The 26,907-nt window shown below is 57.5% G+C and carries 26 protein-coding genes; 22 read left to right on the top strand and 4 right to left on the bottom strand.

What is annotated here, in order from left to right; translation table 11 throughout:
- Nucleotides 1-114 precede the first annotated feature (114 nt).
- The 13 genes from phnE to cbrB all read left to right on the top strand — a co-directional run bounded on the left by phnE (nt 115) and on the right by cbrB (nt 9,451).
- Nucleotides 115-894 (top strand): phosphonate ABC transporter, permease protein PhnE, encoded by a 780-nt coding sequence (gene phnE / locus I6L74_RS10265; protein WP_059179890.1) that lies wholly within the window; start codon nt 115-117, stop codon nt 892-894.
- A gap of 20 nt (nt 895-914) precedes the next feature.
- Nucleotides 915-1,640 (top strand): phosphonate metabolism transcriptional regulator PhnF, encoded by a 726-nt coding sequence (phnF, locus tag I6L74_RS10260; RefSeq protein WP_059179889.1) that lies wholly within the window; start codon nt 915-917, stop codon nt 1,638-1,640.
- Nucleotides 1,641-2,093 carry a phosphonate C-P lyase system protein PhnG gene (phnG, locus tag I6L74_RS10255; protein ID WP_059179888.1) on the top strand — a complete coding sequence of 151 codons (453 nt, stop codon included), beginning with the start codon at nt 1,641-1,643 and terminating at the stop codon, nt 2,091-2,093. It abuts the gene before it with no gap.
- Nucleotides 2,090-2,674 carry a phosphonate C-P lyase system protein PhnH gene (phnH, locus tag I6L74_RS10250; protein ID WP_059179887.1) on the top strand — a complete coding sequence of 195 codons (585 nt, stop codon included), beginning with the start codon at nt 2,090-2,092 and terminating at the stop codon, nt 2,672-2,674. Before phnG ends, phnH begins: the two co-directional genes overlap by 4 nt.
- Nucleotides 2,674-3,738 carry a carbon-phosphorus lyase complex subunit gene (locus I6L74_RS10245; protein WP_059179886.1) on the top strand — a complete coding sequence of 355 codons (1,065 nt, stop codon included), beginning with the start codon at nt 2,674-2,676 and terminating at the stop codon, nt 3,736-3,738. Before phnH ends, I6L74_RS10245 begins: the two co-directional genes overlap by 1 nt.
- The gene (locus tag I6L74_RS10240; protein ID WP_059179885.1) at nt 3,731-4,576 is read left to right on the top strand and encodes an alpha-D-ribose 1-methylphosphonate 5-phosphate C-P-lyase PhnJ; all 846 of its coding nucleotides are present in this window, start codon (nt 3,731-3,733) and stop codon (nt 4,574-4,576) included. Before I6L74_RS10245 ends, I6L74_RS10240 begins: the two co-directional genes overlap by 8 nt.
- Entirely contained in the window at nt 4,573-5,328 is a 756-nt protein-coding gene (gene phnK / locus I6L74_RS10235) for a phosphonate C-P lyase system protein PhnK (protein ID WP_059179884.1), read from the top strand. Before I6L74_RS10240 ends, phnK begins: the two co-directional genes overlap by 4 nt.
- 9 nt (nt 5,329-5,337) lie before the next feature.
- Nucleotides 5,338-6,018 (top strand): phosphonate C-P lyase system protein PhnL, encoded by a 681-nt coding sequence (gene phnL / locus I6L74_RS10230; RefSeq protein ID WP_059179883.1) that lies wholly within the window; start codon nt 5,338-5,340, stop codon nt 6,016-6,018.
- Nucleotides 6,015-7,151 (top strand): alpha-D-ribose 1-methylphosphonate 5-triphosphate diphosphatase, encoded by a 1,137-nt coding sequence (gene phnM / locus I6L74_RS10225; RefSeq protein WP_059179882.1) that lies wholly within the window; start codon nt 6,015-6,017, stop codon nt 7,149-7,151. Before phnL ends, phnM begins: the two co-directional genes overlap by 4 nt.
- Nucleotides 7,148-7,705, top strand: coding sequence for a ribose 1,5-bisphosphokinase (phnN, locus tag I6L74_RS10220; protein WP_096759563.1), 558 nt, complete (start codon nt 7,148-7,150; stop codon nt 7,703-7,705). Before phnM ends, phnN begins: the two co-directional genes overlap by 4 nt.
- Nucleotides 7,692-8,126, top strand: a complete 435-nt coding sequence (gene phnO, locus I6L74_RS10215) for an aminoalkylphosphonate N-acetyltransferase (RefSeq protein ID WP_059179880.1) — start codon at nt 7,692-7,694, stop codon at nt 8,124-8,126. The genes phnN and phnO overlap by 14 nt, the downstream gene beginning before the upstream one ends.
- 9 nt (nt 8,127-8,135) lie before the next feature.
- A complete protein-coding gene (gene phnP, locus I6L74_RS10210; RefSeq protein WP_059179879.1) occupies nt 8,136-8,894 on the top strand; it encodes a phosphonate metabolism protein PhnP in 759 nt (252 codons plus the stop codon).
- Nucleotides 8,895-8,965: 71 nt separating this feature from the next.
- Nucleotides 8,966-9,451 carry an inner membrane protein CbrB gene (gene cbrB / locus I6L74_RS10205; protein WP_059179878.1) on the top strand — a complete coding sequence of 162 codons (486 nt, stop codon included), beginning with the start codon at nt 8,966-8,968 and terminating at the stop codon, nt 9,449-9,451.
- A 64-nt stretch (nt 9,452-9,515) separates the two neighbouring features.
- On the opposite strand, the gene yjdP is transcribed toward cbrB, so the two are convergent.
- Nucleotides 9,516-9,839, bottom strand: a complete 324-nt coding sequence (gene yjdP / locus I6L74_RS10200; RefSeq protein WP_059179877.1) for a DDRRRQL repeat protein YjdP — start codon at nt 9,837-9,839, stop codon at nt 9,516-9,518.
- A gap of 69 nt (nt 9,840-9,908) precedes the next feature.
- Entirely contained in the window at nt 9,909-12,191 is a 2,283-nt protein-coding gene (locus tag I6L74_RS10195) for an ATP-binding protein (RefSeq protein ID WP_059179876.1), read from the bottom strand.
- 426 nt (nt 12,192-12,617) lie between these two features.
- On the opposite strand from I6L74_RS10195, the gene I6L74_RS10190 reads away from it, so the two are divergent.
- The 6 genes from I6L74_RS10190 (at nt 12,618) to I6L74_RS10165 (ending at nt 18,997) form a co-directional block, all read left to right on the top strand.
- Nucleotides 12,618-14,138 (top strand): sugar ABC transporter ATP-binding protein, encoded by a 1,521-nt coding sequence (locus I6L74_RS10190; RefSeq protein ID WP_059179875.1) that lies wholly within the window; start codon nt 12,618-12,620, stop codon nt 14,136-14,138.
- A complete protein-coding gene (locus I6L74_RS10185; protein ID WP_059179874.1) occupies nt 14,135-15,130 on the top strand; it encodes an ABC transporter permease subunit in 996 nt (331 codons plus the stop codon). The genes I6L74_RS10190 and I6L74_RS10185 overlap by 4 nt, the downstream gene beginning before the upstream one ends.
- A 29-nt stretch (nt 15,131-15,159) precedes the next feature.
- Nucleotides 15,160-16,101: an ABC transporter substrate-binding protein gene (locus I6L74_RS10180; protein ID WP_059179873.1), complete on the top strand. Its 942-nt coding sequence runs from the start codon at nt 15,160-15,162 to the stop codon at nt 16,099-16,101.
- Between the two features lie 335 nt (nt 16,102-16,436).
- The gene (locus tag I6L74_RS10175) at nt 16,437-17,123 is read left to right on the top strand and encodes a D-lyxose/D-mannose isomerase (protein ID WP_059179872.1); all 687 of its coding nucleotides are present in this window, start codon (nt 16,437-16,439) and stop codon (nt 17,121-17,123) included.
- 9 nt (nt 17,124-17,132) lie between these two features.
- Nucleotides 17,133-17,993 carry a ketose 1,6-bisphosphate aldolase gene (locus tag I6L74_RS10170; protein WP_059179871.1) on the top strand — a complete coding sequence of 287 codons (861 nt, stop codon included), beginning with the start codon at nt 17,133-17,135 and terminating at the stop codon, nt 17,991-17,993.
- A complete protein-coding gene (locus I6L74_RS10165) occupies nt 17,993-18,997 on the top strand; it encodes a carbohydrate kinase family protein (protein WP_059179870.1) in 1,005 nt (334 codons plus the stop codon). Before I6L74_RS10170 ends, I6L74_RS10165 begins: the two co-directional genes overlap by 1 nt.
- Here the strand turns inward: I6L74_RS10165 and I6L74_RS10160 are convergent.
- On the bottom strand, nt 18,994-19,725 hold the full coding sequence (locus I6L74_RS10160) for a response regulator (protein WP_059179869.1): 732 nt from the start codon (nt 19,723-19,725) through the stop codon (nt 18,994-18,996). The genes I6L74_RS10165 and I6L74_RS10160 overlap by 4 nt on opposite strands.
- 255 nt (nt 19,726-19,980) lie before the next feature.
- Here I6L74_RS10160 and fdhF point away from each other — a divergent pair, with 255 nt between their 5' ends.
- Nucleotides 19,981-22,128, top strand: coding sequence for a formate dehydrogenase subunit alpha (gene fdhF / locus I6L74_RS10155; protein ID WP_082691943.1), 2,148 nt, complete (start codon nt 19,981-19,983; stop codon nt 22,126-22,128).
- 225 nt (nt 22,129-22,353) lie between these two features.
- Nucleotides 22,354-23,028 carry a tetratricopeptide repeat protein gene (locus I6L74_RS10150; RefSeq protein ID WP_059179867.1) on the top strand — a complete coding sequence of 225 codons (675 nt, stop codon included), beginning with the start codon at nt 22,354-22,356 and terminating at the stop codon, nt 23,026-23,028.
- A 39-nt stretch (nt 23,029-23,067) separates the two neighbouring features.
- On the opposite strand, the gene gltP is transcribed toward I6L74_RS10150, so the two are convergent.
- On the bottom strand, nt 23,068-24,381 hold the full coding sequence (gene gltP / locus I6L74_RS10145; protein WP_059179866.1) for a glutamate/aspartate:proton symporter GltP: 1,314 nt from the start codon (nt 24,379-24,381) through the stop codon (nt 23,068-23,070).
- Nucleotides 24,382-24,798: 417 nt separating this feature from the next.
- On the opposite strand from gltP, the gene acs reads away from it, so the two are divergent.
- Nucleotides 24,799-26,757: an acetate--CoA ligase gene (acs, locus tag I6L74_RS10140; protein WP_059179865.1), complete on the top strand. Its 1,959-nt coding sequence runs from the start codon at nt 24,799-24,801 to the stop codon at nt 26,755-26,757.
- Nucleotides 26,758-26,907 lie beyond the last annotated feature (150 nt).

Below are 26,907 nucleotides of genomic sequence, written 5' to 3'. Positions count from 1 at the left end.
AGGGAGAGCGAGAAAAGTCGTACCAGATAGCGACCTCTCTCACGGGAGAGGGAGAAAAGCCGTACCAGATAGCAGCCTCTCTCAAAGATGAGGAGGAAAATACCGGAGCTAAACATGCAAACCATCACCGTTCCACCGCCGAAGCGTAGCTGGTTCTCGCTGATCAGCTGGGCGATTTTGCTGGCGGTTCTGATCGTCTCCTGGAAGGGCGCGGAAATGAACCCGCTGATGCTCATTCAGGACTCCGGCAACATGGCGACCTTCGCCGCCGACTTCTTCCCACCGGACTTTAGCCAGTGGCAGGATTACCTCAGCGAAATGGCGGTCACCATGCAAATCGCCGTCTGGGGCACCGCGCTCGCGGTGATTCTCTCGATCCCGTTTGGCCTGATGAGCGCCGAAAACATCGTGCCGTGGTGGATTTACCAGCCCATGCGCCGTCTGATGGACGCTTGCCGCGCCATCAATGAAATGGTGTTCGCGATGCTGTTCGTGGTCGCCGTCGGCCTTGGCCCTTTCGCGGGCGTGATGGCGCTGTTTATCCACACCACCGGCGTGCTCTCGAAGCTACTTTCTGAAGCGGTCGAAGCCATTGAACCCGGTCCGGTCGAAGGTATCCGCGCAACGGGTGCCAATAAAATCGAAGAAATTCTCTACGGCGTGTTGCCCCAGGTGATGCCGCTGCTGATCTCCTACTCCCTGTACCGTTTTGAATCCAACGTGCGCTCCGCCACGGTGGTCGGCATGGTCGGCGCGGGCGGAATTGGCGTCACTTTATGGGAAGCGATTCGCGGCTTCCAGTTCCAGCAAACCTGCGCGTTGATGGTGTTAATCATCATTACCGTCAGCCTGCTGGATTTCCTGTCTCAACGTTTGCGTAAGCACTTCATCTAAGAAGCGAGGCATTGATTGTTATGCACTTATCCAGACATCCGACCAGTTATCCAACCCGCTGGCAAGAGATTGCCGCAAAGCTCGAAGTTGAGCTGCGCACCCACTATCGCTGCGGGGATTTTTTGCCCGCCGAGCAACAGCTCGCCGACCGCTATGAAGTGAATCGCCATACCCTGCGCCGCGCCATTGACCAGCTGGTTGAGCGTGGATGGGTACAGCGCCGTCAGGGCGTGGGCGTGTTGGTGCTGATGCGCCCGTTCGACTACCCGCTGAATGCGCAGGCGCGTTTTAGCCAGAACTTGCTCGATCAGGGCAGCCACCCGACCAGCGAAAAACTGCTCTCGGTGCTGCGCCCGGCCTCCAGCCATATCGCCGATGCGCTGGGGATTCAGGAGGGAGAGAACGTGGTGCATCTGCGCACCCTGCGACGCGTCAACGGTGTGGCGGTCTGTCAGATCGACCACTACTTTGCCGACCTCACCCTGTGGCCGGTGCTGCAAAATTTCTCCAGCGGTTCGCTGCATGATTTTCTGTTTGATTCGACCGGGATCGCGCTCAAACGCACCCAGACGCGGATCAGCGCCCGTCGCGCGCAGGCCAAAGAGAGCAAAGTGCTGGAGATCCCCAACATGGCGCCGCTGCTCTGCGTTCGCACCCTTAACCATCGTGACGGCGAGATCAACGCGACGGAATATTCCGTCAGCCTGACCCGCGCCGACATGATCGAATTCACCATGGAGCACTGAATGCATTTCACTCCCTCCATTCGCCAGCGCTGGATGAGCGTGCTCGCGCACAGCCAGCCCGCCGCGCTGCAGGCACACATGCATCGGCTGAATATCACTGCGGACTATACGCCGATCCGCGCACCCGAAATCGGTCTGGTACAGATCCAGGCGCGAATGGGCGGCACAGGTAACCGTTTTTTTGCCGGTGACGCCACGCTGACCCGCGCGGTAATTCGTCTTGCCAGCGGGACGCTCGGCTACAGCTATCTGCTCGGGCGCAATAAAGACCACGCCGAGCGGTGCGCCGTTATCGACGCATTGCTGCAAGAACCACCTCATTTTCAAACCCTAATGGAAACCTTAATTGCCCCGCTGGAAGCCGATCGCGCCGCACGTCTCGCCGCGCGTCAGGCCGAAGTGAACACCAGCCGGGTCGACTTCTTTACGCTCGTTCGCGGAGATAACGCATGACTCTCAAACCCGCTTTTACGCTGCCCGTGCAGGATGCCCAACACAGTTTTCGTCGTCTGCTCAAAGCCATGAGCGAGCCGGGCGTGATTGTCTCCCTGCATCAACTCACCCACGGCTGGCAGCCGCTGAATCTCGCCACCACCAGCGTGCTGCTGACCCTTGCTGACAGCGACACGCCCGTGTGGCTTTCAGCCAGCCTGCAAAATGATATTGCCAGCCAGAACCTGCGTTTTCACACCAGCGCACCGCTGGTCGATCAGCCGCAGCAGGCGTTGTTCGCCGTCGCGGATGAAAAAATCAGCCACGAGCAACTGAACGCGCTTTCCGAAGGCACAGCCGTCGCGCCGGAAACCAGCGCTACGTTGATTTTGCAGGTCTCAAGCCTGAGCGGCGGCCGCATGCTGCGCCTGACGGGTGCCGGGATTGCCGATGAACGCATGGTCGCGCCGCAGCTGCCGGAATGCATCATTAATGAACTCACCGAGCGTCCGCATCCGTTCCCGCTGGGTATCGATCTGATCCTCACCTGCGGCGAGCGCCTGCTGGCGATTCCGCGGACCACGCATGTCGAGGTGTGCTGATGTACGTCGCCGTCAAAGGGGGCGAGAAGGCGATAGCCGCCGCCCATGCGTTGCAGGAATCCAGACGACGCGGCGATGAACAGCTGCCCGAGCTGGACGTCGCCCAAATAGAACAGCAGCTTAATCTCGCCGTCGACCGCGTGATGACCGAAGGCGGCATTGCCGACCGCGAACTGGCAGCACTGGCGCTGAAACAGGCCAGCGGCGATAACGTCGAAGCCATTTTCCTGCTGCGCGCCTATCGCACGACGCTGGCAAAACTGGCGGTTAGCGAGCCGATTAACACCGCCGAGATGCGCCTGGAGCGCCGGATCTCGGCGGTCTACAAAGATATTCCTGGCGGCCAGCTGCTTGGCCCAACCTACGATTACACCCATCGCCTGCTGGATTTCACCCTGCTGGCAAACGGCGAAGTGCCTGCGCTGCACACCCGCGACGCCGAGCACGAGTCGTCCCCGCACGTATTTAGCCTGCTGGCGAATCAGGGGCTGGCGAAAGCGGAAGAAGACTCAGGAGCCACGCCCGATGATGTGACCCGCACGCCGCCGGTTTATCCGTGCTCACGTTCGTCGCGGCTGCAACAGCTGATGCGGGGTGACGAGGGTTATCTGCTGGCGATGGCTTATTCCACGCAGCGCGGCTACGGGCGCAATCACCCGTTCGCGGCGGAAATTCGCAGCGGCCATGTGGAGATCGAAATCGTGCCGGAAGAGCTGGGTTTTGCCGTGAACGTCGGCGAACTGCTGCTCACCGAGTGCGAAATGGTCAACGGATTCGTCGCGCCCGCGCAGGAAGAACCGCATTTTACGCGCGGCTACGGGCTGGTGTTTGGCATGGGCGAACGCAAAGCGATGGCGATGGCGCTGGTAGACCGCGCGCTACAGGCCCCTGATTACGATGAGAACATTGCGGGCCCGGCGCAGGACGAAGAGTTTGTGCTGGCGCACGCGGATAACGTCGAGGCGGCGGGTTTTGTCTCGCACCTCAAACTGCCTCACTACGTCGATTTCCAGGCCGAGCTGGAACTGCTGAAACGTCTGCAACGGGAGCGCAAAAATGGCTAACCTCAGCGGATATAACTTTGCTTATCTGGATGAGCAAACCAAGCGCATGATCCGCCGCGCCATCTTAAAAGCGGTGTCGATTCCCGGCTATCAGGTGCCGTTTGGTGGCCGTGAAATGCCGATGCCATACGGCTGGGGAACCGGCGGAATTCAGCTTACCGCCAGCGTGATTGGCGAGGAGGACGTGCTGAAGGTGATCGACCAGGGCGCAGACGACACCACCAATGCCGTGTCGATCCGCAGCTTCTTCACACGCGTGACGGGCGTGCACACCACCGAACGCTCCGAAGACGCCACGCTCATCCAGACCCGCCACCGCATCCCCGAAACGCCGCTCACCGAAGACCAGATTTTGATTTTCCAGGTGCCGATTCCGGAACCGCTGCGTTTTATCGAGCCACGCGAAACGGAAACCCGCACCATGCACGCTCTGGAAGAGTACGGCGTGATGCAGGTGAAACTGTACGAAGATATCGCCCGCTTCGGCCATATCGCCACCACCTACGCCTATCCGGTGAAAGTGAACGGACGCTACGTCATGGACCCGTCGCCCATCCCAAAATTCGATAACCCAAAAATGGACATGATGCCCGCGCTCCAGCTGTTTGGTGCCGGACGCGAAAAGCGCATCTACGCCGTGCCACCGTATACCCGCGTGGAGAGTCTCGACTTTGACGATCATCCGTTCACGGTGCAGGAGTGGGACGAGCCGTGCGCCATCTGCGGCTCAAGACACAGCTATCTCGACGAAGTGGTGCTGGACGATACGGGCAAACGGATGTTTGTCTGCTCCGACACCGATTTCTGTCGCCAACAGAGCGAGGCGAACGGCCAATGAAACCGCTGCTTTCGGTGAATAACCTGACCCATTTATACGCGCCAGGAAAAGGCTTTAGCGATGTGTCGTTTGATCTGTGGCCGGGCGAAGTGCTGGGCATTGTCGGTGAGTCCGGCTCCGGCAAAACCACGCTGCTGAAATCCATTTCCGCGCGCTTAACGCCGCAAAACGGCGAAATCCGCTATCAGGATCGGTCGCTGTACGGCATGAGTGAGGCCGAGCGCCGCCGCCTGCTACGCACCGAATGGGGCGTGGTACATCAGCATCCGATGGACGGTCTGCGCCGCCAGGTGTCGGCGGGGGGAAACATCGGTGAACGGCTGATGGCTACCGGCGCGCGCCATTACGGCACGATCCGCGCCACCGCCCAGCAGTGGCTGGAAGAGGTAGAAATCCCCGCGTCGCGCATCGACGACCTGCCGACCACGTTTTCCGGCGGCATGCAGCAGCGCCTGCAAATTGCCCGCAATCTGGTGACCCATCCCAAACTGGTGTTTATGGATGAGCCGACCGGTGGGCTGGACGTTTCGGTCCAGGCGCGGCTGCTGGATTTGCTGCGCGGTCTGGTGGTGGAACTGGATCTGGCGGTGGTGATTGTCACCCACGATTTAGGCGTGGCGCGTCTGCTGGCGGATCGTTTGCTGGTGATGAAGCAGGGCCAGGTGGTGGAAAGTGGTTTAACCGACCGCGTGCTCGACGATCCGCATCACCCCTACACGCAGCTGCTGGTGTCGTCCGTTTTACAGAATTAAGAGGTCAACATGATCCGCGTAGAAAATGTCAGTAAAACGTTTGTGCTCCACCAGCAAAACGGCGTGCGCCTGCCGGTCCTGCAAAACGCCTCGCTCGAGGTAAACGGCGGCGAATGCGTGGTGCTGCACGGTCATTCCGGCAGCGGAAAATCGACGCTTTTACGCTCGCTGTACGCCAACTATTTGCCCGACGAAGGCCATATTCATATTCGTCATGGTGATGAATGGGTGGATCTGGTGCAGGCCCCGGCGCGCAAAGTGCTGGAAGTGCGTCGGGCGACGATCGGCTGGGTGAGTCAGTTCCTGCGGGTGATCCCGCGGATCTCCGCCCTTGACGTGGTGATGCAGCCGCTGCTCGATCTGGGCGTGCCGCGCGAAGCGTGCGCCACAAAAGCCGCGAATTTGCTCACGCGCCTGAACGTACCGGAACGCCTGTGGCATCTTGCGCCATCGACCTTTTCCGGCGGGGAGCAGCAGCGCGTGAATATCGCGCGCGGGTTTATCGTCGATTACCCGATTTTACTGCTCGATGAGCCGACCGCCTCGCTGGACGCCAAAAACAGCGCCGCCGTCGTCGAACTGATTGAACATGCCAAAACGCGGGGTGCTGCAATCGTCGGGATCTTCCACGACGCTGCGGTGCGCGATCGCGTGGCGGATCGTCTGCATACGATGGGAGTCGCGCCATGATTATCAATAACGTCAAGCTGGTGCTGGAAAACGACGTCGTCGAGGGATCGATTGACGTGCAGGGCGGCGAAATCCGTGCCTTTGCCGAGACGCAAAGCCGCTCACCGGAGGCAATGGACGGTGAAGGCGGCTGGCTGTTGCCAGGGCTTATCGAACTGCACACTGATAACCTCGACAAATTCTTTACCCCTCGCCCGAAAGTAGACTGGCCGGCCCACTCGGCGATGAGCAGCCATGACGCGCTCATGGTCGCCAGCGGGATCACCACCGTGCTGGACGCGGTGGCGATTGGCGATGTGCGCGACGGCGGTGATCGTCTCGAAAACCTCGAGAAGATGATTAACGCGGTGGAAGACACCCAGAAACGCGGTCTGAATCGCGCCGAGCACCGCCTGCATCTGCGCTGCGAACTTCCGCATTTCACCACGCTTCCGCTGTTCGAAAAGCTGGTGGGTCGCGAGCCGGTATCGCTAGTGTCGCTGATGGATCACTCGCCGGGCCAGCGCCAGTTCGCCAATATTGAAAAGTATCGTGAATATTATCAGGGCAAATATTCGCTCAGCGATGACGAAATGGCGCGTTATGAAGAGGAACAGCTGGCGCTGGCCGCGCAGTGGTCGCAGCCGAATCGTCTGTCGATTGCCGGGATATGCCGCGAGCGCAACATTGCCCTCGCGAGCCACGACGACGCCACGCACGATCATGTGCTCGAATCCCATCAGCTTGGTAGCGTGATCGCCGAATTTCCCACCACGTTCGAAGCGGCAGAAGCCTCACGCAAGCACGGAATGAACGTCCTGATGGGCGCGCCGAATATCGTGCGCGGCGGATCGCATTCCGGCAACGTTGCCGCCAGCCAACTCGCCTCGCTCGGGCTGCTGGATATTCTCTCGTCCGACTACTATCCCGGCAGCCTGCTGGATGCCGCTTTCCGCGTCGCCGACGACGCAGGTAACAGCTTTACCCTGCCGCAGGCGATTCGTCTGGTGACCAAAAACCCGGCGGATGCGCTGAACCTCCGCGATCGCGGCGTCATCGGCGAAGGCAAACGGGCCGACCTGGTACTGGCGCATCGTAAAGGCGAGCATGTTCATATTGACCACGTCTGGCGTCAGGGAAAACGGGTGTTCTGATGGGAAAACTGATCTGGCTAATGGGGCCGTCCGGCTCCGGTAAAGACAGCCTGCTGACGGCGCTACGCCAGCAGGAACATACGCGGCTGTTAGTGGCGCATCGTTACATAACGCGGGCAGCAAATGCAGGCAGCGAGAACCATATCGCCCTGAGCGAGCAGGAATTTTTTACCCGCGCCGGGCAAAATTTACTGGCACTGAGCTGGCATGCGAACGGCTTTTATTACGGCGTCGGCGTAGAGATCGACCTGTGGCTGCACGCGGGATTTAACGTGCTGGTGAACGGTTCTCGCGCCCATTTGCCACAGGCGCACGCCCGATACGGCGACGCGTTGTTGCCGGTTTGTTTGCAGGTCTCGCCTGACGTGCTGCGTCATCGCTTGCAAAACAGAGGACGGGAAACCGCGCGTGAGATTGACGAACGGCTGGCGCGCGCCGCGCGCTATACGCCATCCGAATGCCATCTCCTCAATAACGACGGAAGTTTGCTACAGTCTGTCGATAACTTGATCGCGCTTATTCGTCAGAAGGAAAAATGCCATGCCTGCCTGTGAACTCCGCCCCGCCACACCTGAAGATGCTCAGGCCGTTTACGGCCTGATATGTGAACTCAAACAGGCGGAATTTGATCGTGACGCGTTTCTGGCGGGTTTTCTCGCCAATCTTCAGGATCGCCACATGCATTATCAGCTGGCGGATCTGGACGGGCAGACCGTCGGCATGATTGGTCTGCATCTGCAATTTCACCTCCATCACGTTAACTGGATCGGTGAAATTCAGGAGCTGGTGGTTCTGCCGCAGGCGCGCGGTCTGAAGGTCGGTAGCCAGCTGTTGGCCTGGGCCGAGGATGAAGCGCGAAAAGTGGGCGCGGAGATGACGGAGCTTTCCACAAGCGTGAAGCGCGTCGATGCCCACCGTTTTTATATTCGCGAAGGATATGCCCAGAGCCACTATAGATTCACCAAACCTCTGTAAGGAGGCGCTATGTGTTTGACCATTACGCTGACGGGAACGGGTGGCGCGCAGCTGGTGCCGGTCTTTGGCTGCGACTGCGCGGCGTGCCGTCGGGCGAGGTTACAGGAGGCGCATCGCCGTCGCCCGTGCAGCGCGGCGGTCAAATTCAACGACGCAGTGACGCTGCTGGACGCGGGCATTCCGCATCTGATGGATGACTGGCCGGCGGGCAGTTTTCAACAGTTTTTGCTGACGCATTACCATATGGATCATGTCCAGGGGTTGTTCCCGCTGCGCTGGGGCGTGGGCGCGACCATTCCCGTTTACGGCCCCCCGGACGACGCGGGCTGCGACGATCTGTTCAAACATCCCGGCATTCTGGATTTTAGCCGGACGGTTGAACCCTTTGTGATGTTCGAACTCCAGGGTTTGCGAGTGACGCCGCTGCCGCTGAACCACTCTAAGCTGACGTTTGGCTATCTGCTGGAAAGCGCGCACAGCCGTGTGGCGTGGCTGTCTGACACCGCCGGGCTACCGGAAAAGACGGTGAAATTCCTGCTCAACAACCAACCGCAGGTCATCGTGATCGATTGCAGCCATGCGCCGCGCGAAGAAACGCCGCGTAATCATAGCGATCTCAACACGGTTATCGCACTCAATAAGGTGATTGGGTGCCCGCAGGTGATTTTGACCCACATCAGCCACCAGTTTGACGTATGGCTGATGGATAACCCGCTGCCAGACGGGTTTGAAGCCGGATACGACGGGATGGTTTTGATGCTGGATTAACACCACTTCACCGTGACTTCACTTACGCCCTTTATGCTCCCCGCCAAATTGACCATATGAAGGGGATGCTTATGACCAAAACACGCCGTATTTTCCATCACGCCTGCTGGTTTGCTTTACTGGGACCGCATCTCGGCGTACCCGTTACTTTCGCTGGAGAACTGCTCACCAACCACCGCACGGCGGAAAACCTCTTGCTGCAAATCGTCCTGAATTTCCCGTATTTTATGGCGGTGACGTGGTTTTTGGGGGGCGTTTCTGCCCTGTTGACCGGGGTCGCCGCGGCCTGTCTTCCGCAGCATATTTATCAGCACGCCTGGCATAGAACACTCGCCTGCGGTGCGATGGGTGCGGCGATTGCTACGCTTTACGGGCTGCTTTATTCAGGCTCGCTCGATTCAGCGATCTTCTGGATGGCAACGGGACCCGGGCTGTTGGCCGGTCTGATCATGGGCTGGTGCGTGCCTTATCTTCCAGGGCGCGGGGATAAAAAATATGTACGTCCAGCCATTGTGAAAATCCCGTCAGAGAATGCCCAACCCGACGTCAAAGCATAAAGCCTGAGCATTCGCGGTCTGAGCATGGGGGCGACACGTCCGACGCCCTCATTACTGCCGCCGACTAACCATCGTAATTGTCTTCCAGCCGCCGTTCATCGTCTTCAAGCTGACGCCTGTCCTGATCCAGCTGGCGCTGTCTGTCATCTAACTGACGGCGGCGGTCTTCAAGCTGGCGACGTCGGTCGTCATACTGACGGCTGTCGTTACGACGACGGTCTTCGTAGCGATCGTCATCCTCATCCCGGCGGCTAGCGCTGCTGGGATTGTAGGCGTCGTTGATCGCCTGCTGAATGTTGCCGATTGCGTCATCAACAAGGTCGGCATGAGCCAGTTGGCTGGTTAAAGACAGCAGACCAAATAACAGGGCGGAAGCGTAATTTTTCATAATGCCAGTCTCGCAGGTGGGCTGGCTTTACGTTAATCAACGGTGAAAATCGGGAGTAGCGGAGGAATCTCAAATTTTCATCGCTTTGTGCAGCGCCTGCGCCAGCTGCGCGCGCGTGAAGGGTTTGCGCAATAGCTCAACGTCCGGCAACTGCGGATTATGCGTTGGACGCAAATCCTGGCCGCTCACCATAAGTACCGGAAGAAGCGGGAAATGCGTGCGCACGTGATGAATCACCTCAGCACCGCTCATGCCGCCCGGCAGCATTAAGTCGCTGATAAACATTTCGATATCGGGCGAAGATCCCAGCATTCTCAGCGCCTGTTCGCCGTTTTCAGCTTCCAGCGTTAAATAGCCAAGCTGATGCAGCTGCTCGCACAGCGTCTGGCGCACGTCTGCTTCATCCTCCAGTACCAGCACCAGCCGATCGCTTTGCGGTGCCTCGTTGGCCGCCAGCGTTTCGTCCTCAATCATCACCTGCTGTAAAGAGCGCGGAAGCTGGAGCCGCACGGTCGTGCCCTGCCCCGGCGCGCTTTCGATTTCCACGCGCCCGCCGGACTGGCGCACGAACCCGTAGACCATCGACAGGCCCAGTCCGCTGCCGCTGCCGGTCTGTTTGGTGGTGAAGAACGGTTCAAATACCCGCGATTTCACCTCCTGCGACATGCCGCTGCCGTGATCGATGACCTCCAGCGCCACCATATCCTGTCGGCGTCCATCGCTGCGGGTAACACGCTGATTCCATGTGCGGATCCGAATAATGCCGCCCTCGCCTTCCATCGCATCGCGGGCGTTCATCACCAGATTGATAATGGCGTTTTCCAGCTGGCTGACGTCAATCCACGCGGGCCATGCGGGGTGCTGCGCCTCAATATCCAGCGTGATGGTGGCAGGCAAAGAGTGGCACATCAATTCGCCGAGATTTTCCAGCAGCGGTTTCATCTCGACCGCATGCGGATGCAGGGACTGTTTGCGCGAAAACGCCAGCAGGCGCTGCGTGAGCAACGCCCCGCGCTCGGCGGCTTTGAGCGCACGGGTGATGCGCGGCGCGTCCGGAGACTCGGGATTTGCCAGCTCAAGGCTACCGATAATCACTGCCAGCAGATTGTTAAAATCATGCGCCAGCCCGCCCGTGAGCTGGCCGACGGCTTTCATTTTTTGGCTGTGCAGCAGCGCCTCTTCCAGCCCCTGACGCTCCAGCCTGTCGATTTCCATCTGCGTGGTTTTTTGTTTCAGCAGCCGTGTGGTGTGCTCAAGCGAGGCGGTGTTGCGGGCAAACACGTTGAACGCGCGCGCCAGTTCGCCCAGCTCATCACGCCGCTGTAGCGCAGGCACCGACACATCCGGCTCGCCGTGCGCCAGCCGTGACATCGCGCGTGAAATCGCCGTCAGGTTAGAGCCTAAATTGCGATAGATATACCAGCATGCAAAACCGGTGATGATCAGCGCCAGCAGCGCAAAAACGCTGATGAACACGCTGATCGAGCGCAGTTCTTTATGGCTCTGTGCGGTACGTAATTCCGACGCCTGCGCCACCTGCGCCACGTACTGATTGATATCGCTGTTTAAAATCGCCACCAGCGCTTTGATGTGAAACATGTACCAGCTGATCGCCAGATCGCTCTCTTCAAGCTGCTTTGATAGCGGTGCGAGCTTGCGCAGCTCGGCGTTAAAATCCGGCAGCACAAAATCAATAACCGGCAGCGTAGCCGACTGCGGCAGAGAGGCCATCACAGCATTCAGCTGCTGGATAGTGGCGCGCGGCGACGGGGTTTCAATGGCAGCCATCAGCAGCCGGTCCATCTCGCCAAGCAGCTGTGCATCGGGCACATCGCCGCCAAAGCGACGGTTAATGTCCTGCAAATGGCGCAAAAAGCTTTGGCTCTGATAAAGCGAACTCAGCAGCTCGTTGCGTTCCAGGTGACGGCGCTGTCCGCGCTCCAGCATCCCGGTCACGCTTTGCTGTAATTCATTGCTGCGGCGAATAATTCGTGCCACCAGCGCCGGTTCCTGCTGCGCCAGCGGCGCATCGGCGAGTTGTTCCAGCGAGCGGCGCAGCGCCATTTGCGTTTGCTTGAGCCGGTCGGCTTCACTTTTGTACTCCAGCGCCCCCACCACCTGAGACAAGCGCACCGCCGCCGTCGCCACATTCGCGGTGTCGCGTGCCAGATTCATGCTGCCGGTCATGTCGTTAAGCGTTTGCTGCTGGACCTGCTCCTGAATCTGGCTGGCATGACGAAAACCGAGCACCGCCACGCCGCTGACCATCAGCGTCACCGCGACCACCAGCAGATTAAAAATTAGCAGGCGGCCACGGGCGCTGGCAAAAAAAGGCGGGCGGCGAGATGGCATGTTTGTTGGCTCCAGTGTGGTTTGATGCCCTCACCCCGGCCCTCTCCCACAGGGAGAGGGGAAGAGCAAATCTTCCGCCCATGAGTCAGGGCGTAATGTGCGTCTTTTCCCCAGAATGCTCCCCAAAGGATCGAGGGCTTGTTTTTCTCCCTCTCCCTTAGGGAGAGGGGGAAGCGCAAATCTTCCGCCCATGAGGCAGGGCGTACTGTGCGTCTTTTCCCCAGAATGCTCCCCAAAGGATCGAGGGTATGGTTTTCTCTCTCTCCCTTAGGGAGAGGGCTGGGGTGAGGGTAAAAGGTCATCACAGCCCTAAACTGTGATCCACATTAACTATTCATAACTATGACAAATATGAACGGCTTCTGACATTTTGCATTTACCGGGATGTGATGGACTGCTGATATCGACCTTCACAGGAGATCCGCCATGAGCAGGACCCCGGTACTAGAGATGCGCAATATTGCCAAAACCTTTGGCAACTTCCACGCACTCAAGGGTGTGGATCTGACGGTCTGGCCCGGTGAGATCCACGCGTTAATGGGCGAAAACGGCGCGGGCAAAAGCACGCTGATGAAGATCCTCGCGGGGGCATATATCGCCACCAGCGGCGAAGTCCTGATCGACGGCCAGCCCTACACCATCAAAGGCCCCAAAGACGCGCTGGCAGCGGGCATCACGCTGATTTACCAGGAGATGCAGCTCGCGCCAAATCTCACCGTTGCGGAGAATATTTTCCTCGGCAGCGAGCTGTCACGCGGCGGACTGGTGCAGCGTAAAGAGATGGCCGCGCAGGCGCAGACGGTCATCGACCGGCTTGGCGCGCATTTTAAATCCACCGATTTAGTCATGAAGCTCACCATTGCCGAGCAGCAGCAGGTGGAAATCGCCCGCGCGCTGCACCGTAAAAGCCGCGTGCTGGTGATGGATGAACCGACCGCCGCCCTCTCATCGCGTGAAACCCATCGCCTGTTTGAACTGATTTTGCGCCTGCGCGATGAGGGGATGGCAATCATCTACATCAGCCATCGCATGGCGGAAGTGTATGAGCTTTCTGACCGCGTGAGCGTCCTGCGTGACGGGCAGTACGTCGGCAGCCTGACGCGCGACAAACTGAATGCCTCCGAGCTGGTGCGCATGATGGTGGGCCGTCCGCTGAGCGATCTGTTCAACAAAGAGCGCGATATCCCGCTGGGCGGTCCGCGTCTCAACGTGCATCACCTGACGGATGGCAAAAAAGTCCAGCCGTGCAGCCTGCAGGTACGTTCCGGCGAGATCGTCGGGCTGGCCGGGCTGGTCGGCGCCGGGCGTTCTGAGCTGGCCCATCTGATTTTTGGCGTACGTAAAGCCACGGGCGGCATGATTGAGGTTGACGGCGAACCGGTGGTGATTCACTCCCCCCGCGCCGCCATCGATCAGGGTATTGGTTATCTGACCGAGAACCGCAAAGAGCAAGGGCTGTTCCTGGAACTGGCGGCGCAGGAAAACATCACCATGGCGACGCTTGAGCGCGACGCCTCCTTCGGCATGCTGAACCGCAAAAAAGCGCAGTCCATTTCCGATGACGCCATCGCCCTGCTCAACATCCGCGTGCCGCATTCGCAGGTACGCGCGGGCGGATTATCGGGGGGCAATCAGCAAAAATTGCTGATCTCCCGCTGGGTAGCGATTGGCCCACGCATTCTGATTCTGGATGAGCCGACGCGCGGCGTGGACGTCGGCGCGAAAAGCGAGATTTATCGCATCATGAACCAGATGGCGCGCAAAGGGGTGGCGATTTTGATGATCTCCAGCGAGCTACCGGAAGTGGTCGGAATGAGCGACCGCGTATATGTGATGCGCGAAGGCAGCATTGCCGGCGAACTGCACGGCGACAGCATTACTCAGGAAAATATCATGACGCTGGCAACCGGCGTGAACGACTCTCATCATCAGGCGGTGCAACCATGACACAAACTCCTACTCCGCAACAGGTGGCGAAATCCGCCTCCGCCAAAAAAATGCTGATGAGCGATCTGATGCAAACGGTCGGGATTTTACCGATTTTGATTCTGATCGTGGCGGTATTTGGTTTTATCGCCCCTAACTTCTTCACCGAAAGCAACCTGCTGAATATCACCCGTCAGGCGTCGATCAACATCGTGCTGGCGGCGGGCATGACGTTCATCATTTTGACCGGCGGGATCGACCTGTCGGTGGGGTCCATTCTGGGCACTACGGCAGTGGCGGCGATGGTGGTGTCGCTAATCCCCGAGTTCGCGATGCTCTCGATTCCGGCAGCGTTAATGCTCGGCATGGTTCTGGGGCTGTTCAACGGCGCGCTGGTGGCGTTTGCCGGATTGCCGCCGTTTATCGTCACGCTCGGCACCTATACGGCGCTGCGCGGCGCGGCCTATCTGCTGGCCGATGGCACCACGGTGATTAACTCCAATATCAGCTTTGAATGGATCGGCAATAACTATCTTGGCCCGGTTCCGTGGCTCGTGGTGATCGCCCTGGCAGTGATCGCGGTGTGCTGGTTTATTCTGCGCCGCACCACGCTTGGCGTTCATATCTATGCGGTTGGCGGCAATATGCAGGCGGCGCGCCTGACCGGTATCAAAGTGTGGCTGGTGCTGCTGTTTGTGTACGGCATGAGCGGCCTGCTGTCCGGTCTGGGCGGCGTGATGAGCGCCTCGCGCCTCTACAGCGCTAACGGCAATTTAGGCATGGGATACGAGCTGGACGCCATCGCGGCGGTGATCCTCGGCGGCACCAGCTTTGTCGGCGGGATCGGCACGATCACCGGCACGCTGGTGGGCGCGCTGATTATCGCCACGCTGAACAACGGCATGACGCTGATGGGCGTTTCGTACTTCTGGCAACTGGTGATCAAAGGGGCGGTGATCATCATTGCGGTTCTGATCGACAAATACCGTACCCGACATCATCAAAGTGCATAACAACAACATCTTACCTTGAGGACTACCCTATGCGTTTGAAGCCATTAGTTACCGCGCTCTGTGCTGGCGCACTGCTGGCCTCCGCTCCGTTTGCGCAGGCAAAAGATCTGAAATCTATCGGCGTGACGGTGGGCGATTTGGCCAACCCGTTCTTTGTACAGATCACTAAAGGGGCTGAGCTGGAAGCGCGCAAACTGGCCGGTGATAACGTCAAAGTGACGCTGGTGTCCAGCGGTTACGATCTGGGCCAGCAGGTGGCGCAGATTGACAACTTTATCGCTGCAAAAGTGGACATGATCATCCTGAACGCCGCGGACTCCAAAGGGATCGGCCCGGCGGTGAAACGCGCGAAAGACGCCGGGATCGTGGTGGTGGCGGTTGACGTGGCGGCTGAAGGCGCCGACGCAACGATCACCTCCGATAACACCCAGGCGGGTGAAATGGCCTGTAAATACATCACCGATCGCCTGAAAGGCAAAGGCGATGTGGTGATCATCAACGGACCGCCGGTGTCTGCGGTGCAAAACCGTGTCGAAGGGTGCCAGACCGAGTTTAAGCGCCATCCGGGGATCAAAGTGCTGTCATATAACCAGAATGCCAAAGGCAGTCGTGAAGGCGGTCTGGAAGTGATGACCGCATTGCTGGCAGCGAATCCGAAGATCGACGGTGTGTTTGCGATTAACGATCCGACGGCGATCGGTGCCGATCTGGCGGCAAAACAGGCTCAGCGTAACGAATTCTTTATCGTCGGCGTGGATGGTTCACCGGATGGTGAAGAGGCGCTGAAGCGTGAGAATTCGCTGTTTGTTGCGACGCCAGCGCAGGATCCGCAGGTGATGGCGGCCAAAGCGGTGGAGATTGGCTACGACATTTTACAGGGCAAACCTGCGCCAAAAGAACCCGTGCTGATTCCGGTCACGATGATCGATAAGAAGAGCGTCGCTAACTATAAAGGCTGGACGGTTAAATAAGATTGGTGCGGTCTGATGCCCTCACCCTACCCCTCTCCCACAGGGAGAGGGAACTGATTGATGCGGTCTGATGCCTTCACCCTAACCCTTTCCCACAGGGAGAGAAGAACGGGTTGGAGCGGTCTGATGCCCTCACCCTACCCCTCTCCCACAGGGAGAGGGAACTGATTGATGCGGTCTGATGCCTTCACCCTAACCCTCTCTCATAGGGAGAGAAGAACGGGATGATGCGGTCTTTTCTTACTCACGGGGTGCGGGATTCTCTTTTCTCCCTCTCCCCTGGGGAGAGGGCCGGGGTGAGGGGCACAGCACGCACATTCACTCAAGGAGTTCCCATGAAACGCTCCGAGATTAATGAAATCCTCGGTCATACGCGGCAGTTTTTCTCGAAGCATGATGTGCATTTGCCGCCGTTTGCCAGCTTCCCGCCGACCCAATGGCAGCAGCTTGACCATCATGCCTGGCGCGAAGTGTTTGACCTAAAACTTGGCTGGGACGTGACGGCATTTGGCGAAAATCGGTTCGCAGAGCTTGGGCTAACGCTTTTTGCACTGCGAAACGGTTCACCCAACGGTACGCCCTATGAAAAATGCTACGCCGAAAAAATCATGCAAGTTCGCGATGGCCAGGTGACGCCGATGCATTTTCACTGGCGCAAGCGCGAGGACATCATTAATCGCGGTGGCGGGAACCTGATTATAGAACTTTGGAATGCCGGCACGCATGAAGAAACGGAAGAAACCGACGTCACGGTTAGCGTTGATGGGTGCTTTCAGACGCATGCAGCGGGCAGTCAGTTGCGCCTTCGACCCGGGGAAAGCATCTGTCTGACACCGGGGCTTTATCACAGTTTTTGGGGGGAGCGGGGTTTTGGCGATGTGCTGGTTGGCGAAGTTTCATCGGTCAATGACGATGATCACGACAACCACTTTTTGCAGCCTGTCTCGCGTTACAACACGATCGAAGAAGACGAACCGGCCGTGCTGGTGCTGTGTAACGAGTACAGCCTGTTTCGTCTATAAGGAGTGAAGATGCCACTGATTTCTCTCGCCGCGGGGCTGGAACACGCCCGTGAAAACCGTTATGCGCTGGGGGCGTTTAACGTACTCGACTCCCACTTTCTGCGCGCGCTGTTCGCCGCGGCAAAACAGGAGCGCTCGCCGTTTATCATCAACATCGCCGAAGTGCATTTTAAGTATTTATCCCTCGACTCGTTAGTCGAAGCGGTGAGATTTGAAGCCGCGCGCCATGATATTCCAGTGGTGTTGAATCTCGATCACGGCCTGCATTTTGAGGCAGTCGTACGGGCGCTGCGCCTGGGGTTCAGCTCCGTGATGTTTGATGGCTCGACGCTGAGCTATGAAGAAAATATCCGTCAGACCCGCGAAGTGGTGAAAATGTGCCATGCGGTCGGTGTGTCGGTGGAGGCCGAGCTGGGCGCTGTGGGCGGTGACGAAGGCGGCGCGCTGTATGGTCATGCCGACGAGGCCTTTTTCACCGATCCGCAGTTGGCGCGTGAGTTTGTCGATCAGACGGGTATCGACGCGCTGGCCGTGGCTATCGGCAATGCGCATGGCAAATACAAAGGCGAGCCGAAGCTCGACTTCCCGCGTCTGGACGCGATTCGTCAGCAAACCGGCCTGCCGCTGGTGCTGCACGGTGGCTCCGGGATTAGCGATGCCGATTTCCGTCGCGCCATTGAACTCGGCATTCACAAAATCAATTTCTACACCGGTATGTCGCAGGCTGCGCTGGCTGCGGTTGAGCATCGCATCACGCATCGCCAGCCGCTTTACGATGAGTTCGCCGAACTGCTGCTCGGCATTGAAGAGGCGATTACCGACACCGTTTCTGAACAAATGCGTATTTTCGGTAGCGCGGGGCACGCGTAATGGAACGCAAAGGGATTATCGCCGCGGGCAATATGCTGGTCGATCATGTGCATCAGATCGTCCAGTGGCCGGAGCGCGGCTGGCTGGCGGAGATTATTCACAGTGAACGGGCGACCGGCGGTGCGCCGCTTAACGTCCTGCTGACGCTGGCGAAAATGCACGTCGGCTTGCCGTTACAGGCGGTCGGTCTTATCGGCGAAGACAGCGATGGCGATTACATTATGGCGATGCTCGACCAGTACCACGTCAATCGCCAGCGGGTACAGCGCACCACGTTTGCCCCCACGTCAATGTCGCAGGTGATGACCGATCCCACTGGGCAGCGCACCTTTTTCCATTCGCCTGCCGCCAATCGCCTGCTCGATCTCCCCGCCTTTGACCGACTCGACGCGTCGATGAAGATTTTCCATCTGGGGTATCTGCTGCTGCTCGACAGCCTGGATTTACCGGACGACGAATTCGGCACCCGCAGCGCGCGCCTGCTGGCGCAAATGCGTGAGCAAGGGTATGAAACGTCGCTCGACCTGGTGTCGCGCAAAGGCGATCCACGCTATCAGCCGCTGGTGCTCCCTGCCCTGCGTTATGTGGATTATCTGGTGATTAACGAGCTGGAAGCCGGGGAATTTAGCGGGCTGGATATGCGTAACGGTGATGATGCCCCGGATATTGACCACATCGCGCTGGCGGCGTCGCAGCTGTTAGCCGCAGGCGTCAAACAGCGCGTGGTGATTCATTGTCCCGAAGGGGCCTGGGGCGAAGCGCCGGGTGAGCCGGGCCAGTGGATTGCGTCAAAACAGCTCGAACAGGAAGAGATTATCGGCAGCGTCGGCGCGGGTGACGCATTTTGCGCGGGATTTTTGTATGGCTGCCACGAAGCCTGGCCGTTGACGGACAGTATTCAGCTGGCGCATGCCTGCGCGCGAGCCAGCCTGTTGGCCGCGAATGCGATTGACGGGGCAAAAACGCTGGAAGAGCTTAAGACGCTAATTCACGACAACGCTTAGGCCGCTTTATCGTGGTGGGAAACGTCTGCGGCAAAGACATAGCCAAGCCCACGAATGGTTTTAATCAGCAGCGGCTGATGCGGATTGATCTCGATTTTCCGTCGCAGACGCATGATCAACACGTCGATGGTGCGGTCAAACACTTCGGCGCTTTCGCTGTGGGTCAGCTCCAGCAGCTGTTCGCGGCTTAACACCCGCCGGGCATTTTGCGCCAGCGCCAGCAACAGACCGTATTCACCCTGCGTTAAGGGCACCGTCATGCGCTGGGGATCGCTCAGCTCACAGCGCGTGGTGTCGAGCGTCCAGCCGTTAAAACCGATCCCTGAAACGCGCGGCGCAGTGGGTTCCGCCGCCAGCACGCCGGTGCGTCGCAGCACCGCTTTGACCCGCGCGACGACCACTCGCGGATTGAACGGTTTGCCGATGTAATCATCTGCGCCCATCTCCAACCCCACCACCACATCGGATTCGCCGCCCATGCCCGTAAGCATCACCACAGGCAGCTCGGGCCGCAATTTTTGCAGTTGCTGCAACACCATCAGGCCGTTGATATCCGGCAGCATCATATCCAGCAACACCAGCGCAATCGCGGGTTCACGCTGCGCCATCGCCAGCGCATCCAGCCCGTTATGACAGACATGCACGGCAAAAACGTGCTCGTTGAGCACATCCTGCAGCAGTTCACAGACCGCGGTATCGTCATCAACAACCAGAATCGCCGGTTTCATCGCATGCTTCCGTCAGGGGATTATGTTAAGTCTGACCTATTCTGCAAACGGCTCCAGCCAAATCCATGACGGCGTAACGGAATTTTAACCCATGTCACATCCATTGCCCTTCGACACGTCAATTTTGACGATTGCCTGCTCGTCGTCAGGGTTTTTGGTGCACATCGCCCGTAAAGTCAGGGCATACCCACACTAAAAATATGGCATAGAAGCTGCATAATGGGTGCGAAGAACTGATTAACTGGAGCGAGACCGATGAAAAAAGTCGTCACGGTTTGCCCCTATTGTGCCTCGGGTTGCAAGATAAACCTGGTGGTCGATAACGGCAAAATCGTTCGGGCGGAGGCTGCGCAGGGTAAGACCAATCAGGGCACGCTGTGCCTGAAAGGCTACTACGGCTGGGATTTTATTAACGATACCCAGATCCTGACCCCCCGTCTGAAAACCCCGATGATCCGCCGTACGCGCGGTGGCAAACTGGAGTCTGTCTCCTGGGATGAAGCGCTGGATTACGTCGCCAGCCGCCTGAGCGACATCAAAGCGAAGTATGGCCCGGATGCGATCCAAACCACCGGCTCATCACGCGGGACGGGTAACGAAACCAACTATGTAATGCAAAAATTCGCGCGCGCCGTTATTGGTACCAATAACGTCGATTGCTGCGCTCGCGTCTGACACGGCCCATCGGTTGCAGGTCTGCACCAGTCGGTCGGTAACGGCGCAATGAGTAATGCTATCAACGAAATAGATAACACCGATCTGGTGTTTATTTTCGGCTATAACCCGGCGGATTCACATCCGATCGTGGCGAATCACGTCATTAATGCGAAGCGCAACGGAGCGAAAATCATCGTCTGCGATCCGCGTAAAATCGAGACGGCGCGTATTGCGGATATGCACATCGCGTTAAGAAATGGCTCAAACATCGCCCTGCTCAACGCGATGGGGCACGTCATCATTGAAGAAAACCTGTACGACCAGGCGTTTGTGGCCAGCCGTACCGAAGGGTTTGAAGAGTATCGCAAGATTGTCGAAGGCTACACGCCGGAGTCGGTCGAAACGATCACGGGCGTGACCGCGCACGAGATTCGCCAGGCCGCGCGAATGTATGCCGCAGCAAAAACCGCGTCGATTCTGTGGGGCATGGGCGTCACACAGTTCTATCAGGGCGTGGAAACCGTGCGCTCGCTGACAAGCCTGGCGATGTTGACCGGGAATCTTGGCAAGCCGCACGTGGGCGTCAACCCGGTGCGCGGGCAAAACAACGTTCAGGGCGCCTGTGATATGGGCGCGCTGCCGGATACCTATCCGGGCTATCAGTACGTTAAATTCCCGGAAAACCGCGCGAAATTCGCCAAAGCCTGGGGCGTTGAAAGCCTGCCTGAGCATACCGGGTATCGCATCAGCGAGCTGCCGCATCGTGCGGCGCATGGCGAAGTGCGCGCGGCGTACATCATGGGCGAAGATCCGCTGCAAACCGATGCCGAGCTTTCTGCGGTGCGTAAAGGGTTTGAGGATCTCGAGCTGGTGATTGTGCAGGACATCTTTATGACCAAAACAGCAGCGGCGGCGGATGTGATTTTACCGTCAACGTCATGGGGCGAGCATGAAGGGGTTTACACGGCGGCGGATCGCGGCTTCCAGCGCTTCTTTAAAGCGGTGGAGCCGAAGTGGGATCTGAAAACCGACTGGCAGATTATCAGCGAAATCGCGACCCGTATGGGCTATCCGATGCACTACAACAACACCCAGGAAATTTGGGACGAGTTGCGCCATCTGTGTCCGGATTTCACCGGCGCCACCTACGATAAAATGGGTGAGCTGGGGTATATTCAGTGGCCGTGCCGCGACGAATCGGATGCCGATCAGGGAACGTCGTATCTCTTTAAAGAGAAATTCGATACCCCGAACGGACTGGCGCAGTTCTTCACCTGCGACTGGGTCGCGCCTGTCGATAAGCTCACCGACGAGTATCCGATGGTGCTCTCCACGGTGCGTGAAGTGGGCCACTATTCATGCCGCTCGATGACCGGTAACTGCGCGGCGCTGGCAGCGCTGGCTGACGAACCGGGCTACGCGCAGATCAACACCGCCGATGCCGCGCGACTGGGTATCGAAGATGAAGCGCTGGTGTGGGTAAGTTCACGTAAGGGCCGCATTATCACCCGTGCACAGGTCAGCGATCGCCCCAATAAAGGCGCGGTGTACATGACCTATCAGTGGTGGATTGGGGCCTGTAACGAGCTGGTGACGGAAAACTTAAGCCCGATAACCAAAACGCCGGAATATAAGTATTGCGCCGTGCGCGTCGAGCCTATCGCCGATCAGCATTCTGCCGAACAATATGTCATTGATGAATATGCGAAGCTGAAAGCCCGTTTGCGCGAAAGCGCCATGGGTTGATTCTCACGCGGCGTTCAATAATGAAATGGGATGATTTATTCATCCCATTTTTATTTCGGTTTTCTCCGTCAGAGTGAACATTCATATTCTGAAATTCATTACCCCTGTAAATATTACTCTCGCCGTAACGTTATATATTTTGCATAAAAGCTTAACGTGAGTTTTCGTTCCATTGGCCGTCTTACCCTTTATACTGCGCGATAGGTACCCCAACGATAAGAATCCATGAAACTCATTGTTATACTGTTGTCACTGTTTACCGCGTTTGCCAACGCTGACGAAATTGGCAGCCAATTTAAAGATAAAGCCGAAGCCGGTGATGCACGCGCGCAATACTACCTGGCAGACACCTGGTTCAGCTCGGGTGATGACAAGCAGGCCGGGCTGTGGGCCGAAAAGGCTGCCAGGGGCGGTGATATCGACGCCATGGCGCTGCTCGCGCAAATTCATTTTAAGCATGGCGAATATGCTCAGGCAAAATCGCTGGCGCAGCAGGCTACGCTTGCGGGCAGCAAACGTGGTGCCATCATGCTGGCGCGACTGCTGGTGAACACCCAGGCGGGACCCACTGACTATCCGCAGGCGATCACATTGCTGCAAACCGCGACGGACGATATCGATAACGATTCGGCGGTAGATGCGCAAATGCTGTTAGGCCTGATTTACGCCAACGGCGTAGAGATGGCGCAGGATGATGCCCAGGCCGAACTGTGGCTTAAACGCAGCTCAGCCCTTTCACGAACCGGATATGCGGAATACTGGGCCGGAATGGTGTTCCAGCAGGGTGAAAAGGGATTCATCACGCCAAACAAACAGAAAGCGCTGTACTGGTTCAATCTGAGCTGTAGCGAAGGATTTGATACGGGCTGCGAAGAGTTTGAGGCGTTGAGCGGAGAATAAAAGGGTTCCCTCTCTCTGCTGAGAGAGGGAGAGAAAGCATTACCGATCGGCTGTCTTATCGAAACAACCTAGCACTTCCCGCTCGTACGCCATCGCTTTTTTGCGGTCGAACTGATGTTCCCACTTGGCGATCACCAGCACCGCCAGCGCATTGCCCACCACGTTTAACGCGGTACGCGCCATGTCGAGGATACGGTCAACACCCGCGATAAAGGCCAGACCTTCCAGCGGAATACCGACGCTGCCCAGCGTTGCCAGCAGGACCACAAACGACACGCCCGGCACGCCTGCGATGCCTTTCGACGTCACCATCAGCGTCAGTACCAGCACGATTTCCTGCCACAGTGACAGATCGATTCCGTACAGCTGCGCGATAAAGATCGCCGCAATACTCTGATACAGCGTGGAGCCATCCAGGTTAAACGAGTACCCCGTCGGCACCACAAAACTGGTGATAGACGCCGGTGCACCGTAGGCTTCCATCTTCTCAATAATACGCGGCAGCACGCTCTCAGAGCTGGCCGTGGAGTACGCCAGAATCAGCTCCTCTTTCAGGATGCGAATCAGGATCCAGATGCGCAATCCGCAGATGCGCGCCACCAGACCCAGCACCACCAGCGCAAAGAACAGAATCGCGAAGTGTACCAAAATCACCAGCTTCGCCAGCGGCCACAGCGAGGCAAAACCGAAGTTCGCTACGGTGACAGCAATCAGCGCAAACACGCCCACCGGAGCATAACGCATCACCATATGCGTCACTTTAAACATGGTTTCGGAAATCGACCGGAACACCGTGACCAAAGGTTCCCGATGCGTGGCCGGCAAGGACGAAAGCCCCAGACCAAACAGCACCGAGAAGAAGATGATCGGCAGCATTTCGCCCTTCGCCATCGACGCCACGATATTAGTCGGCACCAGCGAAAGAATTGTTCCCATCAGGCCATGAGCATGGCTTTGCACTTCTGCCGTTGTGCTTTGGTATTTCGAAATATCCACCGTCGCCAGCTGCGACATATCAATCCCGGACCCAGGCTGGAACACATTCGCCAGCGTGATACCCAGAATGATGGCAACCGTAGTGATCACTTCGAAATAAAGGATGGTTTTTGCACCGATGCGGCCTAACTGCTTCGCATCGCCGACGCCTGCAATACCGACCACCAGCGTCGAAATCACAATCGGGACAACAATCATTTTGATCAGGTGAATAAAGATATCTCCGGCAGGAGACAGCATGTTCACCACCAGCCACTCGCGGCTGTCGCTATGATAATGCAGATAACTACCCAGCAAGATACCCAGCACAAGGGCGAGCAGAATTTGCCAGGCCAGGCTGATTTTCAAAATTTTCATAAAAACAGACTTCCTCAATGAAGCGTCCTGATCCAGTAATGAATAGGGACACATACTGAAAGGGTATGAATTGTGTTGCGTTGGTTTATAGGGTTTTTTAACGCGGCGTATCATTATCATCTGCATGGCCTGCTGTGCAAGCCTTATAGAACGAAGCTTTTCACTGACAAAAGGTCATATGACGCTAATTTGTAATAATTCCCATTAATAACCTTTTGTTATAAAAACGGTTTTTTTTCATTATTTGTGAATAATCATTCACCTGAATTATTTCCCTTCTAAGTGTCATTCGCTGCTTTTTCGAACTATTCAAACATTGCGTGATCTGTCGCCCAAATAACAAACAAAGCTGGCAAAGCCCCTACAATTAACGTTTTTGCGACATATTATTAACATCCTACAAGGAGAATAAAAGCCATGAGCCAAATCCATAAACACGACATTCCCGCAAATATTGCGGACCATTGCCTGATTAATCCGGAGCAGTATAAAGAGAAGTATCAGCACTCGATTTCTGATCCTGACGCCTTCTGGGGCGAGCAGGGCAAAATCCTTGACTGGATCAAGCCGTATCAGAAGGTGAAAAACACCTCTTTTGCGCCGGGTAATGTCTCCATTAAATGGTATGAAGACGGCACGCTGAATCTCGCGGCCAACTGCCTGGACAGACATCTCGCCGAGCGCGGCAACCAGACCGCCATTATCTGGGAAGGCGACGATGCCTCCCAAAGCAAGCACATCACCTATAAAGAGCTGCACCGCGACGTGTGCCGTTTCGCCAACGTCCTGCTGGCGCAAGGCATCAAAAAAGGCGATGTGGTCGCCATTTATATGCCGATGGTGCCCGAAGCGGCCGTCGCCATGCTCGCCTGCGCGCGCATCGGGGCGATCCATTCGGTGATTTTCGGTGGATTTTCGCCGGAAGCCGTTGCCGGACGCATTGTCGATTCCAATTCAAAACTGGTGATCACCGCCGATGAAGGCGTGCGCGCGGGACGCAGCATTCCGTTGAAGAAAAACGTTGATGAAGCGCTGAAAAACCCGAACGTGAAGAGCATCAGCAACGTCGTGGTCTTCAAGCGTACCGGCGGCAATGTCGAGTGGAAAGAGGGTCGCGACCTGTGGTGGAGCGACCTGATTGAACAAGCCAGCGACCAGCACCAGCCCGAAGAGATGAACGCCGAAGATCCGCTCTTTATCCTGTACACCTCCGGCTCTACCGGCAAGCCGAAAGGCGTGCTGCACACCACCGGCGGCTATCTGGTGTACGCGGCCTCCACCTTTAAATATGTCTTTGATTATCATCAGGGGGATATTTACTGGTGTACCGCTGACGTCGGCTGGGTCACCGGTCACAGCTATCTGCTGTACGGCCCGCTGGCCTGCGGTGCAACTACGCTGATGTTTGAAGGCGTACCCAACTGGCCGACGCCTGCGCGTATGTGTCAGGTGGTTGATAAACATAAAGTGAATATTCTGTATACCGCACCGACGGCGATCCGCGCCCTGATGGCGGAGGGCGACAAAGCTATCGACGGCACCGATCGCTCTTCCCTGCGCATTCTCGGCTCCGTGGGCGAGCCTATCAACCCGGAAGCGTGGGAATGGTACTGGAAGAAAATCGGTAACGAAAAATGCCCGGTGATCGACACCTGGTGGCAGACCGAAACGGGCGGCTTCATGATCACCCCAATGCCAGGCGCGACCCAGCTGAAAGCCGGTTCGGCAACCCATCCGTTCTTCGGCGTGCAGCCTGCGCTGGTGGATAACGAAGGGAATCCGCTGGAAGGGGCAACCGAGGGCAATCTGGTGATCACCGACTCCTGGCCGGGTCAGGCGCGTACGCTGTTTGGCGATCACGAGCGCTTTGAGCAGACCTATTTCTCGACCTTCAAAAACATGTATTTCAGCGGTGATGGCGCGCGTCGTGACGAAGACGGCTATTTCTGGATCACCGGGCGCGTGGATGACGTGCTGAACGTCTCCGGCCACCGTCTGGGGACAGCGGAAATTGAGTCGGCGCTGGTGTCGCATCCGAAGATTGCCGAAGCGGCAGTGGTGGGAATTCCGCACAACATCAAAGGCCAGGCGATTTATGCTTACGTCACGCTGAATCACGGCGAAGAGCCCACGCCTGAACTGTACACCGAAGTGCGCAACTGGGTGCGTAAAGAGATTGGTCCGCTTGCCACACCAGACGTGCTGCACTGGACCGACTCCCTGCCGAAAACCCGTTCCGGCAAAATCATGCGCCGAATTCTGCGCAAAATCGCGGCGGGTGACACCAGCAATCTGGGTGATACCTCAACGCTCGCCGATCCAGGCGTAGTGGAAAAACTGCTTGAAGAGAAGCAGGCCATCGCGATGCCATCGTAACCCCTCACCCTGCCCCTCTCCCTCACGGGAGAGGGAATAATAATAAACCCTCCCCAAAGGATTTCGCGTTGCAGGAAGGCGGCAAGCGAACACATCTCAGGAGCATAGCGAACTATGTGACTGGGGTGGGTGAGTGCGGCCAACGCACCT

The sequence above is a fragment of the Lelliottia amnigena genome, assembly GCF_019047465.1.
Taxonomy (GTDB): Bacteria; Pseudomonadota; Gammaproteobacteria; order Enterobacterales; family Enterobacteriaceae; genus Enterobacter; species Enterobacter amnigenus.
The sequence above is the reverse complement of the archived record's forward strand: the minus strand, read 5'-3'. Positions and strand labels throughout refer to the sequence as shown.

Bases quoted from the DNA above. Each gene is read 5' to 3' on its own strand.
- phnO (WP_059179880.1), top strand. From the start codon at position 7,692: ATGCCTGCCTGTGAACTCCGCCCCGCCACACCTGAAGATGCTCAGGCC.
- phnF (WP_059179889.1), top strand. From the start codon at position 915: ATGCACTTATCCAGACATCCGACCAGTTATCCAACCCGCTGGCAAGAG.
- gltP (WP_059179866.1), bottom strand. From the start codon at position 24,381: ATGAAAATTTTGAAAATCAGCCTGGCCTGGCAAATTCTGCTCGCCCTT.
- I6L74_RS10175 (WP_059179872.1), top strand. From the start codon at position 16,437: ATGAAACGCTCCGAGATTAATGAAATCCTCGGTCATACGCGGCAGTTT.
- phnK (WP_059179884.1), top strand. From the start codon at position 4,573: ATGAAACCGCTGCTTTCGGTGAATAACCTGACCCATTTATACGCGCCA.
- I6L74_RS10170 (WP_059179871.1), top strand. From the start codon at position 17,133: ATGCCACTGATTTCTCTCGCCGCGGGGCTGGAACACGCCCGTGAAAAC.
- I6L74_RS10245 (WP_059179886.1), top strand. From the start codon at position 2,674: ATGTACGTCGCCGTCAAAGGGGGCGAGAAGGCGATAGCCGCCGCCCAT.
- I6L74_RS10150 (WP_059179867.1), top strand. From the start codon at position 22,354: ATGAAACTCATTGTTATACTGTTGTCACTGTTTACCGCGTTTGCCAAC.
- I6L74_RS10185 (WP_059179874.1), top strand. From the start codon at position 14,135: ATGACACAAACTCCTACTCCGCAACAGGTGGCGAAATCCGCCTCCGCC.
- phnG (WP_059179888.1), top strand. From the start codon at position 1,641: ATGCATTTCACTCCCTCCATTCGCCAGCGCTGGATGAGCGTGCTCGCG.
- phnH (WP_059179887.1), top strand. From the start codon at position 2,090: ATGACTCTCAAACCCGCTTTTACGCTGCCCGTGCAGGATGCCCAACAC.
- I6L74_RS10195 (WP_059179876.1), bottom strand. From the start codon at position 12,191: ATGCCATCTCGCCGCCCGCCTTTTTTTGCCAGCGCCCGTGGCCGCCTG.
- phnM (WP_059179882.1), top strand. From the start codon at position 6,015: ATGATTATCAATAACGTCAAGCTGGTGCTGGAAAACGACGTCGTCGAG.
- phnL (WP_059179883.1), top strand. From the start codon at position 5,338: ATGATCCGCGTAGAAAATGTCAGTAAAACGTTTGTGCTCCACCAGCAA.
- acs (WP_059179865.1), top strand. From the start codon at position 24,799: ATGAGCCAAATCCATAAACACGACATTCCCGCAAATATTGCGGACCAT.
- phnE (WP_059179890.1), top strand. From the start codon at position 115: ATGCAAACCATCACCGTTCCACCGCCGAAGCGTAGCTGGTTCTCGCTG.
- yjdP (WP_059179877.1), bottom strand. From the start codon at position 9,839: ATGAAAAATTACGCTTCCGCCCTGTTATTTGGTCTGCTGTCTTTAACC.
- I6L74_RS10190 (WP_059179875.1), top strand. From the start codon at position 12,618: ATGAGCAGGACCCCGGTACTAGAGATGCGCAATATTGCCAAAACCTTT.
- I6L74_RS10160 (WP_059179869.1), bottom strand. From the start codon at position 19,725: ATGAAACCGGCGATTCTGGTTGTTGATGACGATACCGCGGTCTGTGAA.
- I6L74_RS10165 (WP_059179870.1), top strand. From the start codon at position 17,993: ATGGAACGCAAAGGGATTATCGCCGCGGGCAATATGCTGGTCGATCAT.
- I6L74_RS10240 (WP_059179885.1), top strand. From the start codon at position 3,731: ATGGCTAACCTCAGCGGATATAACTTTGCTTATCTGGATGAGCAAACC.
- cbrB (WP_059179878.1), top strand. From the start codon at position 8,966: ATGACCAAAACACGCCGTATTTTCCATCACGCCTGCTGGTTTGCTTTA.
- I6L74_RS10180 (WP_059179873.1), top strand. From the start codon at position 15,160: ATGCGTTTGAAGCCATTAGTTACCGCGCTCTGTGCTGGCGCACTGCTG.
- phnP (WP_059179879.1), top strand. From the start codon at position 8,136: ATGTGTTTGACCATTACGCTGACGGGAACGGGTGGCGCGCAGCTGGTG.